This window comes from Pseudomonas sp. GR 6-02 (assembly GCF_001655615.1).
Lineage (GTDB): Bacteria > Pseudomonadota > Gammaproteobacteria > Pseudomonadales > Pseudomonadaceae > Aquipseudomonas.
Genome location: NZ_CP011567.1, coordinates 6,119,466 through 6,136,007 on the forward strand (window position 1 = coordinate 6,119,466; position 16,542 = coordinate 6,136,007).

At 58.3% G+C, this 16,542-nt stretch carries 15 protein-coding genes; 2 read left to right on the forward strand and 13 right to left on the reverse strand.

Going from position 1 to position 16,542, the window contains the following annotated elements; translation table 11 throughout:
- Window positions 1–10: 10 nt before the first annotated feature.
- The 4 genes from PGR6_RS27240 to PGR6_RS27255 form a co-directional block, all read right to left on the reverse strand.
- The gene (locus tag PGR6_RS27240) at window positions 11–1,105 is read right to left on the reverse strand and encodes a polyamine ABC transporter substrate-binding protein (RefSeq protein WP_018928634.1); all 1,095 of its coding nucleotides are present in this window, start codon (window positions 1,103–1,105) and stop codon (window positions 11–13) included.
- A 182-nt stretch (window positions 1,106–1,287) separates the two neighbouring features.
- Entirely contained in the window at window positions 1,288–2,652 is a 1,365-nt protein-coding gene (locus PGR6_RS27245) for an aspartate aminotransferase family protein (RefSeq protein WP_064621022.1), read from the reverse strand.
- A 72-nt stretch (window positions 2,653–2,724) separates the two neighbouring features.
- Window positions 2,725–4,083, reverse strand: coding sequence for a glutamine synthetase family protein (locus tag PGR6_RS27250; protein ID WP_018928632.1), 1,359 nt, complete (start codon window positions 4,081–4,083; stop codon window positions 2,725–2,727).
- A 38-nt stretch (window positions 4,084–4,121) separates the two neighbouring features.
- On the reverse strand, window positions 4,122–4,898 hold the full coding sequence (locus PGR6_RS27255) for a gamma-glutamyl-gamma-aminobutyrate hydrolase family protein (RefSeq protein ID WP_064621023.1): 777 nt from the start codon (window positions 4,896–4,898) through the stop codon (window positions 4,122–4,124).
- A gap of 278 nt (window positions 4,899–5,176) precedes the next feature.
- Between PGR6_RS27255 and PGR6_RS27260 the strand changes: the two genes are divergently transcribed.
- A complete protein-coding gene (locus PGR6_RS27260; RefSeq protein WP_018928630.1) occupies window positions 5,177–6,553 on the forward strand; it encodes a glutamine synthetase family protein in 1,377 nt (458 codons plus the stop codon).
- 205 nt (window positions 6,554–6,758) lie between these two features.
- Window positions 6,759–7,394, forward strand: coding sequence for a TetR/AcrR family transcriptional regulator (locus tag PGR6_RS27265; protein WP_064621024.1), 636 nt, complete (start codon window positions 6,759–6,761; stop codon window positions 7,392–7,394).
- Window positions 7,395–7,489: 95 nt separating this feature from the next.
- On the opposite strand, the gene PGR6_RS27270 is transcribed toward PGR6_RS27265, so the two are convergent.
- The 9 genes from PGR6_RS27270 to PGR6_RS27310 form a co-directional block, all read right to left on the reverse strand.
- On the reverse strand, window positions 7,490–7,705 hold the full coding sequence (locus PGR6_RS27270; RefSeq protein WP_003229256.1) for a TOBE domain-containing protein: 216 nt from the start codon (window positions 7,703–7,705) through the stop codon (window positions 7,490–7,492).
- 34 nt (window positions 7,706–7,739) lie between these two features.
- Window positions 7,740–8,546, reverse strand: coding sequence for an aliphatic sulfonates ABC transporter ATP-binding protein (ssuB, locus tag PGR6_RS27275; protein WP_064621025.1), 807 nt, complete (start codon window positions 8,544–8,546; stop codon window positions 7,740–7,742).
- On the reverse strand, window positions 8,543–9,325 hold the full coding sequence (ssuC, locus tag PGR6_RS27280; RefSeq protein ID WP_018928627.1) for an aliphatic sulfonate ABC transporter permease SsuC: 783 nt from the start codon (window positions 9,323–9,325) through the stop codon (window positions 8,543–8,545). The genes ssuB and ssuC overlap by 4 nt, the downstream gene beginning before the upstream one ends.
- A gap of 9 nt (window positions 9,326–9,334) precedes the next feature.
- Window positions 9,335–10,483 carry an FMNH2-dependent alkanesulfonate monooxygenase gene (gene ssuD / locus PGR6_RS27285; protein WP_018928626.1) on the reverse strand — a complete coding sequence of 383 codons (1,149 nt, stop codon included), beginning with the start codon at window positions 10,481–10,483 and terminating at the stop codon, window positions 9,335–9,337.
- A gap of 25 nt (window positions 10,484–10,508) precedes the next feature.
- Window positions 10,509–11,474, reverse strand: a complete 966-nt coding sequence (locus PGR6_RS27290; RefSeq protein ID WP_064621026.1) for a sulfonate ABC transporter substrate-binding protein — start codon at window positions 11,472–11,474, stop codon at window positions 10,509–10,511.
- Window positions 11,475–11,575: 101 nt separating this feature from the next.
- Window positions 11,576–12,169: an NADPH-dependent FMN reductase gene (gene ssuE, locus PGR6_RS27295; protein WP_018928624.1), complete on the reverse strand. Its 594-nt coding sequence runs from the start codon at window positions 12,167–12,169 to the stop codon at window positions 11,576–11,578.
- Between the two features lie 239 nt (window positions 12,170–12,408).
- On the reverse strand, window positions 12,409–13,047 hold the full coding sequence (locus tag PGR6_RS27300; RefSeq protein ID WP_018928623.1) for a peroxiredoxin: 639 nt from the start codon (window positions 13,045–13,047) through the stop codon (window positions 12,409–12,411).
- 291 nt (window positions 13,048–13,338) lie between these two features.
- On the reverse strand, window positions 13,339–14,721 hold the full coding sequence (locus PGR6_RS27305) for an OprD family porin (protein ID WP_064621027.1): 1,383 nt from the start codon (window positions 14,719–14,721) through the stop codon (window positions 13,339–13,341).
- 396 nt (window positions 14,722–15,117) lie between these two features.
- Window positions 15,118–16,458, reverse strand: coding sequence for an OprD family outer membrane porin (locus PGR6_RS27310; protein WP_064621028.1), 1,341 nt, complete (start codon window positions 16,456–16,458; stop codon window positions 15,118–15,120).
- Window positions 16,459–16,542: the final 84 nt, after the last annotated feature.

Consider the following 16,542-nt stretch of genomic DNA (forward strand, 5'->3'; position numbering starts at 1 on the left):
GGTTTATTACTTATTTACCGGATTTGATCTTGGTCCAGCTGCGGGTCAGTTCGCGCTGGGTTGCGGCTGGCAAATCAGCGATCGCATACAGCTTGGCCTGTACTTCAGGAGTCGGATAGATGCCCGGATCCGAAGTGATGTCCTTGCTCACATACTGGGTGGCTTCAGCATTACCGTTAGGGAAACGCACAGCGTTGGTGATGTCAGCCATTACTTTCGGTTGCAGCAGGTAGTTCATGAACTTGTAGGCCCCCTCGACGTTTTCCGCATCCTTGGGGATTGCGACCATGTCGTAGAAGCTGCCAGCGCCTTCTTTTGGAATGGCGTAGCTGACTTTCACCTTGTCACCGGCTTCGGCAGCACGGGACTTGGCTTGCTGGACGTCACCCGAATAGCCGACGGCTACGCAGATGTTGCCGTTGGCCAGGTCCGAGATGTACTTCGAGGAGTGGAAGTAGGTGATCGAAGGACGAATCTTGAGGAACAGCTCCTCGGCTTTCTTGATGTCTTCTTTCTTCTGGCTGTCGGTTGGCAGACCCAGGTAATGCAGGGCGACCGGCAGCATTTCGGTAGGCGAATCCAGGAAGCTCACACCGCAGCCCTTGAGCTTGGCAATGTTTTCAGGCTTGAGCAGGGTGTCCCAGGAATCGATCGTGTCGACGCCCAGTGCTGCCTTGACTTTCTCAGGGTTGTAACCGATCCCGATCGAGCCCCACATGTAAGGGAAGGCATGTTTGTTGTCCGGGTCACTGACGGAAACCGCTTTAAGCAGTGATTTGTTCAGGTTGCCGTAGTTGGACAGCTTGGACTTGTCCAGCTCCCGGTAAACACCGGCCTTGATTTGCTTGGCGAGGAAGTTGTTCGACGGTACGACAACGTCGTAACCGGACTTGCCTGCCAGCAACTTGGCTTCCAGGGTTTCGTTGCTGTCGAATACGTCGTACACCACCTTGATCCCGGACTCTTTTTCGAAGTTCGCGATGGTGTCCGGTGCGATGTAATCGGACCAGTTGTACACGTGCAGCACTTTATCGTCGGCCTGAACGGCGCCCGCCATCACGCCCATCAGGGACATGGCGAGGAGGGTCTTGCCAGTTATCTTCATACCTAATGCCTTCATGGGTAATGCTCCAGTTTTTCTTTTTAACCACGTGCTCAGCAGCCTGTTACAGGGCATCCGAACAACCGTTAGTCTGGCAAGATCCAAGGCAGGCTTTCAAGGAAAGCCCCATCCTTTGTTTGCACTGAGCGAAGTGCAGACATTGCACCTCGCTCAGAGCCTAGCACTTAGCCCTGCAACGCACTCAGGGTCAGGTCCAGGCACTTGCGCGCCTTGGTCACCAACTCGTCGATTTCAGCCGGTGTAATCACCAGTGGCGGAGCAATGATCATGGTGTCGCCAACGGCGCGCATGATCAGGCCGTTGTCGAAGCAGAACTGTCGGCAGATCATGCCGACACCCTTGCCTTCGTAACGTTTGCGAGTGGCCTTGTCCTGAACCAGCTCGATAGCCCCCAACAGACCGACCCCACGCACTTCCCCCACCAACGGGTGATCGTTCAGTTCCCGTAGACGCTTTTGCAAATAAGGTGCCGTTTCTGCCCGCACATGCTCGACAATTTTCTCATCGCGCAGGATGCGGATGTTTTCCAGCGCCACCGCCGCGGCCACCGGATGCCCGGAATAGGTGAAACCGTGGTTGAAATCACCACCTTCGTTGAGCACCTCGACCACATCGTCATGCACGATCAGGCCACCCATCGGGATGTAGCCGGACGTCAGACCTTTGGCGATGGTCATCATGTGGGGCTTGAGGTCGTAGAAATCGGTACCGAACCACTCACCGGTACGACCGAAACCGCAGATCACCTCGTCGGCCACGAACAGGATGTCGTACTTGGCGAGGATTTCCTTGATGCGCGGCCAGTAGCTGTCTGGCGGAATGATCACGCCGCCGGCGCCCTGGATCGGCTCGGCAATAAAGGCACCGACGTTGTCGACGCCGATTTCCAGAATCTTCTCTTCCAGCTGATTGGCCGCCCAGATACCAAACTCTTGTGGCGTCATGTCACCGCCTTCACCGAACCAATACGGTTGGGCGATGTGGACGATGCCCGGGATCGGCAAATCGCCCTGTTCGTGCATGTACGTCATGCCACCCAGGCTCGCGCCGGCCACGGTGGAGCCGTGATAGCCGTTCTTGCGACTGATGATGACTTTCTTCTTCGGCTGGCCCTTGATCGCCCAGTAGTGGCGAACCATCCGCAGCATGGTGTCGTTGCCTTCAGAACCGGAACCGGTGAAGAACACATGATTCATGCCTTCAGGCGCGATTTCAGCGATGACCTTGGCCAGCTCCAGCACCGGCGGGTGAGCGGTCTGGAAGAACAGGTTGTAATAAGGCAGTTCGCGCATTTGCTTGGCGGCGGCATCGGCCAGTTCATCGCGACCATAGCCGATCGCGACGCACCACAGACCGGCCATGCCGTCGAGGATCTTGTTGCCTTCGCTGTCCCAGAGGTAAACGCCCTTGGCGTTGGTGATGATCCGCGGGCCTTTCTCTTTCAACTGCTTGAAGTCGCTGAACGGGGCCAGGTGGTGATCGCTGCTCAGGGTTTGCCATGCACGGGTTTGCGGGTTGTTGCTGGTCATGCGAATTCTCCTTGGATTGCAGTGACGGCGCGACGTCAGAGGGCAATCACGCCCCTTGTCGCGCCCGGCGCATCAGACGGCGAAGAGCAGGAACTCCCGCTCCCACGAACTGATCACGCGCTTGAAGTTTTCATGCTCGGCCCGCTTGACCGCGACGTAGCCTGTGATGAATTTCTTGCCCAGATACTTTTCGATGGTCTTGCTGTTTTCCATACGATCCAGCGCGTCTTCGATGGTTAACGGCAGGCGCAGATTGCGCCGCTCGTAACCACGCCCCACCACCGGGGCACTCGGGTTATGCCCTTCGAGCATCCCGATCAGGCCGCACAACAGGCTGGCGGCGATGGCCAGGTAAGGGTTGGCGTCGGCACCCGGCAGACGGTTTTCCACCCGACGGTTCTGCGGCCCGGCATCCGGAACCCGCAGGCCCACGGTGCGGTTCTCTTCGCCCCACTCCACGTTCACCGGTGCCGAGGTATCCGGCAGGAAGCGGCGGAACGAATTGACGTTGGGCGCGAACAGCGGCAGCAACTCAGGGATGAATTTCTGCAAACCGCCGATGTGATGGAGGAACAGCTGGCTCATGGTCCCGTCTTCATTGGAGAAGACGTTTTTGCCGGTCTCGATGTCGATGATGCTCTGGTGCAAATGCATGGCACTGCCCGGCTCGCCGGTCATGGGCTTGGCCATGAAGGTCGCCGCCACGTTGTGCTTGAGTGCGGCTTCTCGCATGGTGCGTTTGAACACCAGAATCTGGTCGGCCAGGGACAGGGCATCGCCGTGACGGAAGTTGATTTCCATCTGCGCAGTGCCGTCCTCGTGGATCAACGTGTCGAGGTCCAGCTCCTGCAATTCGCACCAGTCGTAGACGTCTTCGAACAACGGGTCGAATTCGTTCGCCGCTTCAATGGAGAACGACTGGCGACCGGTTTCCGGACGACCGGAACGGCCAATCGGCGGTTGCAACGGGTAGTCCGGGTCATCGCTGCGCTTGGTGAGGTAGAACTCCATTTCCGGCGCCACGATCGGCTGCCAGCCGTGGTCGGCGTAGAGTTTCAGTACCTTCTTGAGCACGTTGCGCGGCGACAGCTCGATCGGGTTGCCCTGCTTGTCGTAGGTGTCGTGGATCACGATGGCGGTGGGTTCGATGGCCCAGGGCACCAGGAACACGGCGTTCTGGTCGGGGCGGCAGACCATGTCGATGTCGGCCGGGTCGAGCAGTTCGTAATAGATGTCGTCTTCGACATAGTCGCCGGTCACGGTCTGTAACAGAACGCTTTCGGGCAGGCGCATGCCTTTTTCGGCGATGAACTTATTGGTCGGCGAGATCTTGCCCCGGGTGATGCCGGTCAGGTCGCCAATCATGCATTCGACTTCTGTGATCTTGTGGTCTTTCAACCAATCGGTGAGCTGGTCGAGGTTGTTACTCATAAATGCCTCTTAGGCTTGAGTTTCCTGACTTTTATAAGTCAGGCGTTGTTTGACGCATCGGCGTCGCGTTGTAATGCGCGCTTGCGGCAGGCATCGCCAAATGCCTGGAAAATCGCAAGGTAGTCAGGATTCAAGCTTACCTGCCATTCGGGATGCCATTGCACGCCTAAAGCAAAAGCCTTGCCTTCGATCACAGAGACCGCTTCGATCAGCCCATCGGGCGCCACAGCTTCCACACGAAGGCCCGGCGCCAGCCGCTCGACGCCCTGACCATGAATCGAGTTGACTTGAATGTCGCTCGCCAGGCCCAGCCCCGCAAGTACACCGCCCGGCTGGACGTGCACCGGGTGACTGGGGGCGTACTGCCCTTCGAGCGGCAGGCTGTCGTCTTCACGGTGGTCCATGAAGGGACCGGCCTCGTGGACCTTCTGATGCAGGCTGCCACCGAACGCCACATTCATTTCCTGGAAGCCGCGGCAGATACCGAGCACGGGAACGCCAGCCTCGACAGCGGCGCGGATCAGCGGGAGAGTGGTGGCATCGCGTGCAGAATCATGAGCAGTACCCGGCGCGCTGGCCGGGCCGTTGTAGTGAAACGGTTCTATATTAGAAGGAGAGCCTGTAAAAAGAATGCCGTCCAGAGCGTCCAGAATATCGGACGGCGCCAGTCGATCTGCCAGGGATGGAAGAATCAACGGCAGGCCTTTGGCAGCTGAAGCCACGGCGCGTACGTATTTGTCGCCACTGATGTGATAAGCATGCAGACCGATCTGCTTTGAGCAGGCGGTGACGCCGATTAACGGCAGGCGAGACATGAAGCACCCCGGTATTATTGCTGTTATGGGTTTGAATCGAGCTTAGCCTTGTTCATTTTTTTACACAACACCCCCGTAAAAAATACAACACGGCCCGCTCAAGCCCGCGGGCGCCAAGACGTCAGAAGACAAAAATACGCCCCAAAGTGCCTCAAAAAAGCCTTTCGAGCGCTTTTTTAGGGCAAAAAAGGCCTCGCTTGACTTCGGCATGCCGTTCGGGTTGACTGGAATCTGAAAAGATCAATGATTGATATTTTTAACAACAAAGGTGTTGCATCATGTCGGTACCCCCGCGTGCCGTTCAGCTTAACGAAGCGAACGCGTTCCTTAAGGAACATCCTGAGGTTCTGTACGTTGACCTTCTGATTGCGGATATGAATGGTGTGGTGCGCGGCAAGCGCATCGAACGCACCAGCCTCCACAAGGTTTACGAGAAAGGCATCAACCTGCCGGCCTCTCTATTTGCTCTGGATATCAATGGCTCGACGGTGGAAAGCACCGGCCTGGGCCTGGACATCGGCGATGCTGACCGAATCTGCTATCCAATCCCCGACACCCTGTGCAATGAGCCCTGGCAGAAGCGCCCGACTGCGCAACTGCTGATGACCATGCACGAACTCGAAGGTGAACCTTTCTTCGCCGACCCGCGCGAAGTCCTGCGTCAAGTGGTGACCAAGTTCGATGAGATGGGCCTGACCATCTGCGCCGCGTTCGAACTGGAGTTCTACCTGATCGACCAGGAAAACGTGAACGGTCGCCCGCAACCGCCGCGCTCGCCGATCTCCGGCAAACGTCCGCACTCGACCCAGGTCTACCTGATCGACGATCTGGATGAATATGTCGACTGCCTCCAGGACATTCTGGAAGGTGCGAAAGAGCAAGGCATCCCTGCCGACGCGATCGTCAAGGAAAGCGCCCCGGCGCAGTTCGAAGTGAACCTGCACCACGTGGCCGACCCTATAAAGGCCTGCGACTATGCGGTGCTGCTCAAGCGTCTGATCAAAAACATCGCCTACGACCATGAGATGGACACCACCTTCATGGCCAAGCCTTATCCAGGCCAGGCGGGTAATGGTCTGCACGTCCACATCTCGATTCTTGATAAAGATGGCAAAAACATTTTTGCCAGCGAGGATCCCGAGCAGAACGCCGCACTGCGTCACGCGATCGGCGGTGTGCTCGAGACCCTGCCGGCGCAGATGGCTTTCCTCTGCCCGAACGTCAACTCCTACCGTCGTTTCGGCGCGCAGTTCTACGTGCCGAACTCGCCGTGCTGGGGCCTGGACAACCGCACCGTGGCGATTCGCGTACCAACCGGCTCCTCCGATGCCGTGCGCATTGAACACCGTGTGGCTGGCGCCGATGCCAACCCGTACCTGCTGATGGCCTCGGTCCTGGCCGGCGTGCACCACGGCCTGGTCAACAAGATCGAGCCGGGCGCGCCCGTGGAAGGCAACAGCTACGAGCAGAACGAGCAAAGCCTGCCGAACAACCTGCGCGATGCACTGCGCGAGCTGGACGACAGCGAAGTCATGGCCAAGTACATCGATCCGAAATACATCGATATCTTCGTCGCCTGTAAAGAGAGCGAGCTGGAGGAGTTCGAACACTCCATCTCCGACCTCGAGTACAACTGGTACCTGCATACCGTGTAAACGGTTGCCGTAAAAACAACGCCGCCGGCCTTACCGCCTGCGGCGTTTTTTTATGGCCGCCTGCGGCGGTTCGCGGGCAAGCCTCGCTCCTACAAGCCCATATCGATCGGCGCCCCTGTAGGAGCGAGGCTTGCCCGCGAAAGCGTCCTGGCAGACAACAAAGAAACCTGCTCGTACAATGCCCGCTGCCCTGCAGGAGACTTCAATGACCCGACTCGCCACCCCACGCAAACCCCGCGCACGCAGCCAGGCCCGGATCGATTCGATACTCGATGCCGCCCGCACGCTGCTGGCCGCCGAGGGCGTGGCCAGTCTGTCGATCTACAGCGTCGCTGAACGCGCAGAGATCCCGCCCTCCTCCGTCTACCACTTTTTCGCCAGCGTCCCGGCCCTGCTCGAAGCCCTGACCGCCGACGTCCACGCCGCGTTCCGTGCTTGCCTGCAAGCGCCCATCGACCACCACGCCCTCAACGGCTGGCGCGATCTGTCGCGACTGGTGGAGCAACGCATGCTCGACATCTACGACGAAGACGCCGCTGCCCGCCAACTCATCCTCGCCCAGCACGGCCTGACCGAAGTCACCCAGGCTGACCGCCAGCACGACATCGAACTCGGCGACCTGATGCACAAACTGTTCGACCATCACTTCGAGCTGCCAAAGCTGCCGACAGATGTCGATGTGTTTGCCCTGGCCATGGAGCTGGGAGATCGAGTGTATGCGCGCTCGGTGCAGCAACATGGGCAGATCACACCGCGCATGGCTGAAGAAGGGATGCGGGTGTTTGATGCCTACCTCGGGCTGTATTTGCCGCCGTACCTGCCCAAGCGCGTAGCGCTTTAAAAGATCGCAGCCTTCGAATACACCACCACTACAACTGCGCGCATAAAAAACCCCGAAGGGCTCACACCCTCCGGGGTTGTTGTTGGCGCACGCACTTACAACTTGGCGATCGACACCTCGGTGGATTTCACAAACGCGATCACTTCGCTGCCGACCACCAGTTCCAGCTCTTTCACCGAACGAGTGGTAATCACCGAAGTGACGATGCCGGAGGCAGTCTGCACGTCGATTTCCGAGAGGACGTCGCCGAGCACGATTTCCTTGATCGAGCCTTTGAACTGGTTACGAACGTTGATGGCTTTGATAGTCATGATGTTGATTCCTGTCGTTGGATGAGTTTTAACGTTATTGAGCCCAGCGCAATTGCGTGGGCAATGGTGAAACAGGTTCCGGTTCCGGCGGTTGGCCGGGTACCGACAGCACGCGGTTGAGCACTTCGGTTTCCAGCGCCGCCAGCCGATGGGAGCCGCGAACCCGAGGGCGCGGCAATTCGACTGCCAGGTCGAGGCCGACTTCGCCCTCTTCAATCAGAATCACCCGATCGGCAATCGCCACCGCCTCACTGACGTCGTGGGTCACCAGCAACACGGTGAAACCGTGCTTCTGCCAGAGCCGTTCAATCAGTTGCTGCATTTCAATACGGGTCAGGGCATCCAGTGCCCCCAGCGGTTCGTCGAGCAACAGCAGGCGCGGTTGATGGATCAGCGCGCGGGCCAGGGCCACGCGTTGCTTCTGGCCACCGGACAGTGCCGCCGGCCATTCGTGGGCGCGGTCCGCCAGGCCGACCGACTCCAACGCTTCCAGTGCTTGCGGCCGCCAGTTGCCCTTGAGCCCGAGACCGACGTTGTCGATGACCTTTTTCCACGGCAGCAACCGCGCTTCCTGGAACATCAGCCGGGTGTCTTCCCGGGCGGCACTCAGCGGCGCGGAGCCAGCAAACAACTCGCCAGCCGTAGGTTTGTCGAGACCGGCGAGCAAGCGCAGCAAGGTGCTTTTGCCGCAACCGCTGCGCCCGACCACCGCCACAAACTGCCCGGCAGGAATGTGCAGGTCGATTTCACGCAGCACTTGCCGCGAACCGAAGGTCTTTTGCAGCTTGCGCACTGCCAGCGGGATTCCGCGCAGCAGGCGTGGAGGTTGTTGAGCCGTCATGCGGCACCTCCCTTGGCAACCTGATAGGCCGGATGCCAGCGCAGCCACACGCGTTCAAGTCCACGGGCCGCGAGATCAGCGAGTTTGCCGAGCACGGCATACAACAGAATCGCCAGCACCACTACGTCGGTCTGCAAGAACTCCCGGGCATTCATTGCCAGGTAACCGATGCCGGCGTTGGCGGAGATGGTTTCGGCGACGATCAGGGTCAGCCACATGAAGCCCAGGGCAAAACGCACACCGACCAGAATCGAAGGCAGCGCACCCGGCAGGATCACCTGACGGAACAGGCTGAAACCGGACAGGCCATAACTGCGGGACATTTCCACCAGCGCCGGATCGACGTTGCGGATGCCGTGATAAGTGTTGAGGTAGATCGGGAACAACGTGCCCAACGCCACCAGGAAAATCTTCGCCGACTCATCGATGCCGAACCACAGGATCACCAGCGGAATCAGCGCCAGGTGCGGAACGTTGCGGATCATCTGCACCGAACTGTCGAGCAGGCGCTCGCCCCACTTCGACAGGCCGGTGATAAAGCCCAGCGCCAGGCCAATGCCGCCACCAATGGCGAACCCGAGCGCCGCGCGCCAGCCGCTGATCGCCAGGTGAGTCCAGATTTCACCGCTGCGGAACAGGCTCACACCCGCTTCGATCACCGCGATGGGCGCCGGCAGAATCCGCGTCGACAACCAGCCCGCCGACACCGACAACTGCCATACCGCCAGCAACAGAATCGGCAACACCCAGGGTGCGAGGCTGTGGATAGTTTTCTTCATGGCCACGCCTCAGCTCTGGGACGCGGCTTTGGGAAGAATGTCGTTGGCCACCATCTCGCCGAACGGGCTGACGTAACCGGCGCTTTTCGGCAGTTCCGGGCGCTCGATGTCCAGGTGCGGGAACAGCAACTCGGCCACCCGATAGGATTCTTCCAGGTGTGGATAACCGGAGAAGATGAACGTATCGATGCCCAGATCGGCGTATTCCTTCACCCGAGCGGCCACGGTCGGACCATCGCCGACCAGCGCCGTACCGGCCCCGCCGCGCACCAGACCGACACCGGCCCAGAGGTTGGGACTGACTTCCAGGTTGTCGCGACTGCCGCCATGCAAAGCGGCCATGCGTTGCTGGCCGACCGAATCGAAACGCGCCAGAGAAGCCTGGGCGCGGGCAATGGTGTCATCATCCAGATGAGAGATCAGTCGATCCGCCGCTTGCCACGCCTCGGCGTTGGTTTCGCGAACGATCACATGCAGGCGAATACCGAAGCGCACGGTGCGCCCGAGCTTCGCGGCTTTGGCGCGAACCTGTGCGATTTTCTCGGCAACGGCGGCCGGTGGCTCGCCCCAGGTCAGGACCATTTCGACCTGCTCTGCCGCCAGATCCTGCGCCGCTTCCGAAGAGCCGCCGAAATACAGCGGCGGACGCGGTTGCTGGATCGGCGGATAGAGCAACTTGGCGCCCTTCACGCTGATGTGCTGACCGTCGTAATCGACGGTTTCGCCTTCCAGTACCCGGCGCCAGATGCGGGTGAATTCCACCGAGGCCTGATAGCGCTCTTCGTGACTGAGGAACAGACCGTCGCCGGCCAGTTCTTCCGGATCGCCACCGGTGACCAGGTTGAACAGCGCACGGCCGCCGGACAGACGATCCAGGGTCGCGGCCTGACGCGCCGCCACCGTCGGGGAAATGATCCCGGGGCGCAGGGCGACGAGGAATTTCAAACGCTGGGTCACCGGGATCAGCGAGGCAGCCACCAGCCACGAATCTTCGCAGGAGCGACCGGTGGGAATCAGCACCCCGCCGAAACCCAGACGATCCGCCGCTTGCGCGACTTGTTGCAAGTAACCGTGGTCGACGGCGCGAGCGCCTTCGGCGGTACCAAGGTAATGGCCGTCGCCGTGGGTAGGCAGGAACCAGAAGATATTGAGGCTCATGGAGTGGTCTCCTTGGGGAATCGGATTACGGCGCTTTGGCGACGGCTGCCGGTGGCGTCCAGATCACGTCCTTGATACTCAAGGGCTTGGGAATCAGCTTGAGCTGGTAGAAGCTGTCGGCGATTTTCTGTTGGGCGGCGACCACCTCAGGGGTCAGGAACAGCGCGCCGTAACCCTGGCGTTTCACCGAAGTCAGGGTGATGTCCGCCGGCAGGCCGAGCAGTGGCGAAACCTGTCGGGTGACGTCCTCGGGATTGGCCCGGGACCATTCACCGACCGCGCGCACTTCTTCCACCAGGGCCTTGATCACGTCAGGATTTTTTTGCGCGTAAGGCTTGGTCGCCAGGTAGAACTGGTGGTTGTCGACGATGCCTTTGCCATCGCGCAAGGTGCGCGCTTGCAATTGCTGTTCGGCGGCAGCCTGGTACGGGTCCCAGATCACCCAGGCATCGACACTGCCGCGCTCGAATGCGGCGCGGGCATCGGCGGGCGGCAGGAACACGGTCTGGATATCGGTGTATTTGAGGCCGGCGTCTTCCAGCGCACGCACCAGCAGGTAGTGCACGTTCGAGCCTTTGTTGAGCACGACTTTCTTGCCCTTGAGTTCCTGCACCGATTTGATCGGCGAGCCCTTCGGCACCAGGATCGCTTCGCTGTGGGGCGCTGGCGGTTCATAAGCGACGTAGAGCAGATCGGCGCCCGCGGCCTGAGCGAAAACCGGAGGCGTTTCGCCGGTGACGCCGAAGTCGATGGAGCCGACGTTCAGGCCTTCAAGCAGTTGCGGGCCGCCGGGGAACTCCGTCCATTGCACGTCCACACCTTGGGCGGCGAGGCGTTTTTCCAGAGTGCCTTTGGCTTTGAGCAGCACCAGGGTGCCGTATTTCTGATAGCCGATTCGCAAAGTCTCGGCTTGGGCTTGAGTAATGACGCCGAAGGACACAGCCGCAGCAAACAGAGCGACCAGACCACGACGCAAAATGACAGGGCGCATGGCGCTCTCCTTTTTGCAGTTGGGTTTTGGCTGCACCTGCTTGCCCGTTAGCGGGCCAGTAAGGTGAGTACTTCAAATTCAGATGTTGCTTGAGGGCTGGCTTAAATGCTCCAGCGAGCACTCAACAAACGTTCGTTCAACAGGTTTGGATCGAGCGGCTTGGGCCGGCGAGCCATGGCGCTGTAGAACAGCTCCAGCGATTCATTCAGTCGTTGTGCAAGCTCGGGAGCCAACTGCGCCTGGGCGCTGCCTTCGCCATAAGCGATCTGACTGTCTACGGCGAAAATCCCGTGGAGCATTTCCTGGGCCTTCAACGCCGACAGCACTGGCTTGAGCGCGTAATCCACCGCCAACATGTGGGCGATGCTGCCGCCGGTCGCCATGGGCAGAACCACTTTGTGGGCCAGGGCGCGTTCGGGCAGCAAATCCAGTACGGTTTTCAACGCGCCGGAGAACGACGCTTTGTAAACCGGTGTGGCGATGAGCAGGCCGTCGGCGTTATCAATCTGTTGCAACAGATCGATCACCTTCGGGCTGTCAAAGCGGGCATGCAGTAAATCTTCAGCCGGGAAGTCCCGTACCTGGTAACTCACCACTTCCACACCTTGCTCTTGCAACCAGCGTTTGGAGCGCTCCAGCAACACCCCGGAACGGGAGCGTGGGCTGGGGCTGCCACCGAGTGAGACGACCAGCATTCAGACAATTCCTTGAGCGGTGTTGGCGATTCGCAGCTTGCGATCTCGCGTCGATGGAATGACCTTAACAGGTGATTTATATATCCATAAATCATATTTATTCATTTGGTTATATCTTAAGTGAATATGCTGTTTGTCTTTTTCCGGACAAAAAAACAGGCCGTCGAAACGGCCTGAAAATCCCCTGCTTTGGTAGACATGATCGTTCCCACGCTCTGCGTGGGAGCGATCTTTTGACGTTAACGATTCGGCTGCGGCGTCAGGCGCAGGTACGGTTTCACCGCGCGATAACCCTTGGGAAAACGTCGCTGGATTTCATCTTCGTCCTTGAGCGACGGCACGATCACCACCTCATCACCGTCCTGCCAATTGGCCGGTGTGGCCACCTTGTAGTTGTCGGTGAGCTGCAGCGAATCGATTACCCGCAGAATCTCATTGAAGTTACGGCCGGTACTCGCCGGGTAAGTGATGGTCAGCCGGATCTTCTTGTTCGGATCGATCACGAACAACGAGCGCACGGTCAAGGTGTCGTTGGCATTCGGATGGATCAGGTCGTACAGGTCGGACACTTTGCGGTCCGCATCGGCGAGGATCGGGAAATTGACGATGGCGTTCTGGGTTTCGTTGATGTCCTCGATCCACTTGTGATGCGAATCCACCGGGTCCACGGACAGGGCAATGGCTTTGACGCCGCGCTGGGCGAATTCATCCTTGAGCCTGGCGGTGAAGCCCAGCTCAGTGGTGCACACCGGCGTAAAGTCTGCCGGATGGGAAAACAGCACGCCCCAGCTATCGCCCAGCCATTCGTGGAAACGGAGGGTGCCGGCGCTGGAATCCTGTTCGAAATCGGGGGCGATATCGCCAAGTCTGAGGCTCATGGTGCTGCTCCTGGTGAGTGCTTGTTGAGCTCAACTGTGCCTGCGTTCCAACTTAATTAAAAAGAATAAATATCAATTTATTTAGATCATAAAGAAATATTAAAGATCTGTTCACTGGACCTGATCCGCCATCGGGACGAACATCGATCCCAAGGTTCGAGAAGGCCTTGAGTTGTTGCAAAAAGGGAACTTCAAGGAGGGTTTACGGGGGTGAGCCCGCCTTGAAAACGCAAAAGCCCCGCCCGGCGTGATGCCGGGCGGGGCTTTTTTTCGTCGGTTATGCGAGCGCTATTACAACAGCGGGATCGAGTAGCTGACGATCAGACGGTTTTCGTCCTGGTCGCGCTGACCTGGGATGTCGTTGCGCCACATGGCGTTTTTCCAGGTGAGGCCCAGGTTTTTCAACGGACCTTCTTGTACTACGTACGCCAGGGTCAGGTCGCGTTCCCACTCGGAACGGCCAGTAGCGTTGACGCTAGTCTGAGCTGCCCCCACTTTACCGGTTGTGTCGATGTTATCGCCACGCAGATAAACCATGCCCGCAGTCAGGCCTGGGACGCCGACTTTGGCAAAATCGAACGCGTAGCGAGCTTGCCAGGTACGTTCGCCAGCACGGGCAAACTTGGCGATCTGGCTGTCGGTAGTCAGGTAAGCCGACGAGCCATCACCCTGGTTCAGCCAAGGGAAGTCGCTATTACCATTGCTGACCTGGTAACCGCCGCCGAAGGTGTGACCGGCAACCGAGTACAGGAAAAGACCGCTATACAGGTTATTGTCGACTTTACCTTTGGTAATGCCGGTTCCGTAGTCACCTGTAGTGAAATAGGCAGAGTCATGGCCGTTGGCGCCATCGTTACGGCTGTTGAAGTAACGGAAGTCAGACTTCAGCACACCTGGACCAATCGACCAGTTGTGAACCAGACCCAGGAAGTGCTGCTTGTAGAAATCTTCCAGGTTGCCGTAGTAGTACTGGGCGGTCAGGTCCTTGGTGATTTTGTAGTCGCCACCGCCATAGATGAACTTGTTGCTGTCACGACCGGCAGCAGTGTGAGCGTTGGCACCAGCGATCGACAACTCTTCGTTGTTGCTGGAGTTACGCCCCTTGGCGTGCTCGATCTGACCGCCAACCAGTGTCAGGTCTTTGATTTCGTTCGAGGTGATCTGACCGCCCTGGAAGGTTTGCGGCAGCAGACGACCGTCGTTGGTCACGATCACCGGCAGTTTTGGCTGCAGGGTACCCAACTTCAATTCGGTCTGGGAAATCTTGGCTTTGGCAGTCAGGCCCAGGCTGGAGAAGTTATCAACCGCTTTGCCGTTGGACTCACTTGGGAAAACAGTGCCGCCGTAAGAAGTCGAAGTGGCGCCGTTAGTACCGCCACCGGTGTCCAGACGCACGCCCAACAGGCCGATGGCATCGATACCGAAGCCGACAGTGCCTTGGGTGTAGCCGGAAGTGAAGCGCAGATCGAAACCTTGGCCCCATTCTTCGTTCTTGCTTTGAACGCCGTTGGCCTTGACCTTGGCGGTACCCGCGTCGGAATCGCGGTTATCGGTGTTGATGTAGAAGTTACGCAGCCCCAATGTAGCCTTGCTGTCTTCGATGAAACCGGCGGCGCCTGCCTGCTGCGCCAAAACCCCTACGGCCACAGCCAGGGCCAAGGTGGACTTGTTCATTGTTTCGCTCCTCTCATTTCTAATTCTGGGTTCCTGGTCCTGGTCGAGTGCCCGGATCCAAAGATGCGCAATGAGCGCCGGGTGGTCAGCCCCCTTGTTTTTGCCGACATGACAAACCAAAAGATTTATTGCGGTATTTTTTAATGCCATTTAGGCATATATATCCATGCCGGGACACAAGGTATCGGCTCATGAACCAATTCCTTGATCTTCAAAATCGGGGAATGCTGAATCCGATACTCGTGTCGCTGCCAATGAGTACCTGATGGATTCATTTTATAGACTTGGGTAAAAAACAAAAAAGAATAAATAATCAACTTAAGCTATTTTTTTGGAATATAAAAAAACACACCAAAAAAAACCTCGCCAACAGGCGAGGCTTTTTTTTGAGGGCTATTACAGGAAGCTGTAGGTGTAGTTGAAGATCAGACGGGTCTGGTCTTGGTCAGCGGTGCTGGTATTACCGCTGTAAGTACCGTGACGCAGAGTCGTGCCAAACCCTTTGAGTGGGCCCGTTTGAATCACGTAGTCCACACGCGCGTCGGTCTCGTGCTCATTCAGGTCTTTACCCACGCCGTTGGTTGCCTTGATGTCTCGGCCATCGAGGTAAGCAATCGAAGCTTTCAAACCTGGCACGCCCAGTGAGGCGAAGTCATAGGAGTACTGACCGTACGTGGTGTTTTCACCGGCACGGATGAAGCTGCCCACGGTGGCGTCGGTGAACGAGTAGAAGCTGGCGCCACCGGCACCTTCTGGACGACCTTTGCTATCGATCAGGCTGCCCTGGTTCAAGAAGACAAAGCCGCCGTCATCGCTGACACGCTGATGACCAAGCAGGAACGCGCTGCCACCCAGGGTGTAGGTGAACGTCGCGCTCCAGGTCTTGTTATCGACCTCGCCTGGATTCTTGGCGTAGCCATTGTTGTTGTTGAAGCGGTAGCCGACGTCGCCGTTCTTGCCATCGGAGCTGCTGTCGAAATAACGAATATCAGTCTTGAACGACTGGTTCGGGGCGATCGGGTAGACGTGCACCAGGCCGAGGAAGTTCTGCTTGTAGTAGTCTTCCAGGTTCGCGTAGTAGTACTGCAGCGTGAGGTCTTTGGTGACTTTCCAGTCAGCACCGGCGTAACGGAACTGGTTGCTGTCATGAGTACCGCCAGCGACTGCCAGGCCAGTTCTGTTGGAGGAGGCGCGACCCGACGCGTGCTCCAGTTGACCCAAGTTGAAGGTCACATTGTCAATTTCCTTCGAGGTGATGGTGCCACCGTCAAAGGTCTGCGGCAGCACACGGCTGTCGTTCGCGATCAGGATCGGCAAGTTAGGTGCCAAAGCGCCACCCAAGTGGGCCTCGGTCTTCGAGAAGCGCGCCTTGACGTTGCCATCCAGACGACTCCACTCGTCGGCGGACCTGTCGCCGTCGCTCGGGAAGAAGGAGTTGCTGTTACCGAGCGGGTGATGTCCCCTGCCGCCATCCAGATGGATGCCGACCAGTGCCTGGGCGTCGATACCGAAACCAACGGTACCCTGGGTGAACCCGGACAGGTAATCGAACTTGAGACCCTCAGCGGCTTCTCGCTGTCTGTTAGCAGGAGTGCTCGCTCCTTCACGTACGTCAGCGTCGTAATACATCGTGCGAGAACTGACGGAAGCCTTGCTATCTTCCAGGAAACCCGCTGCGCCTGCCTGCTGCGCCAAAACCCCCACGGCCACAGCCAGGGCTAAGGTGGACTTATTCATGTTTCGCTCCTCTCGTTTTCTAATTTTTGTGTTCTTTGGTCTTGGGTCGAGAGCCCTGGATCCACAGATGCGCGATTAGCGCCA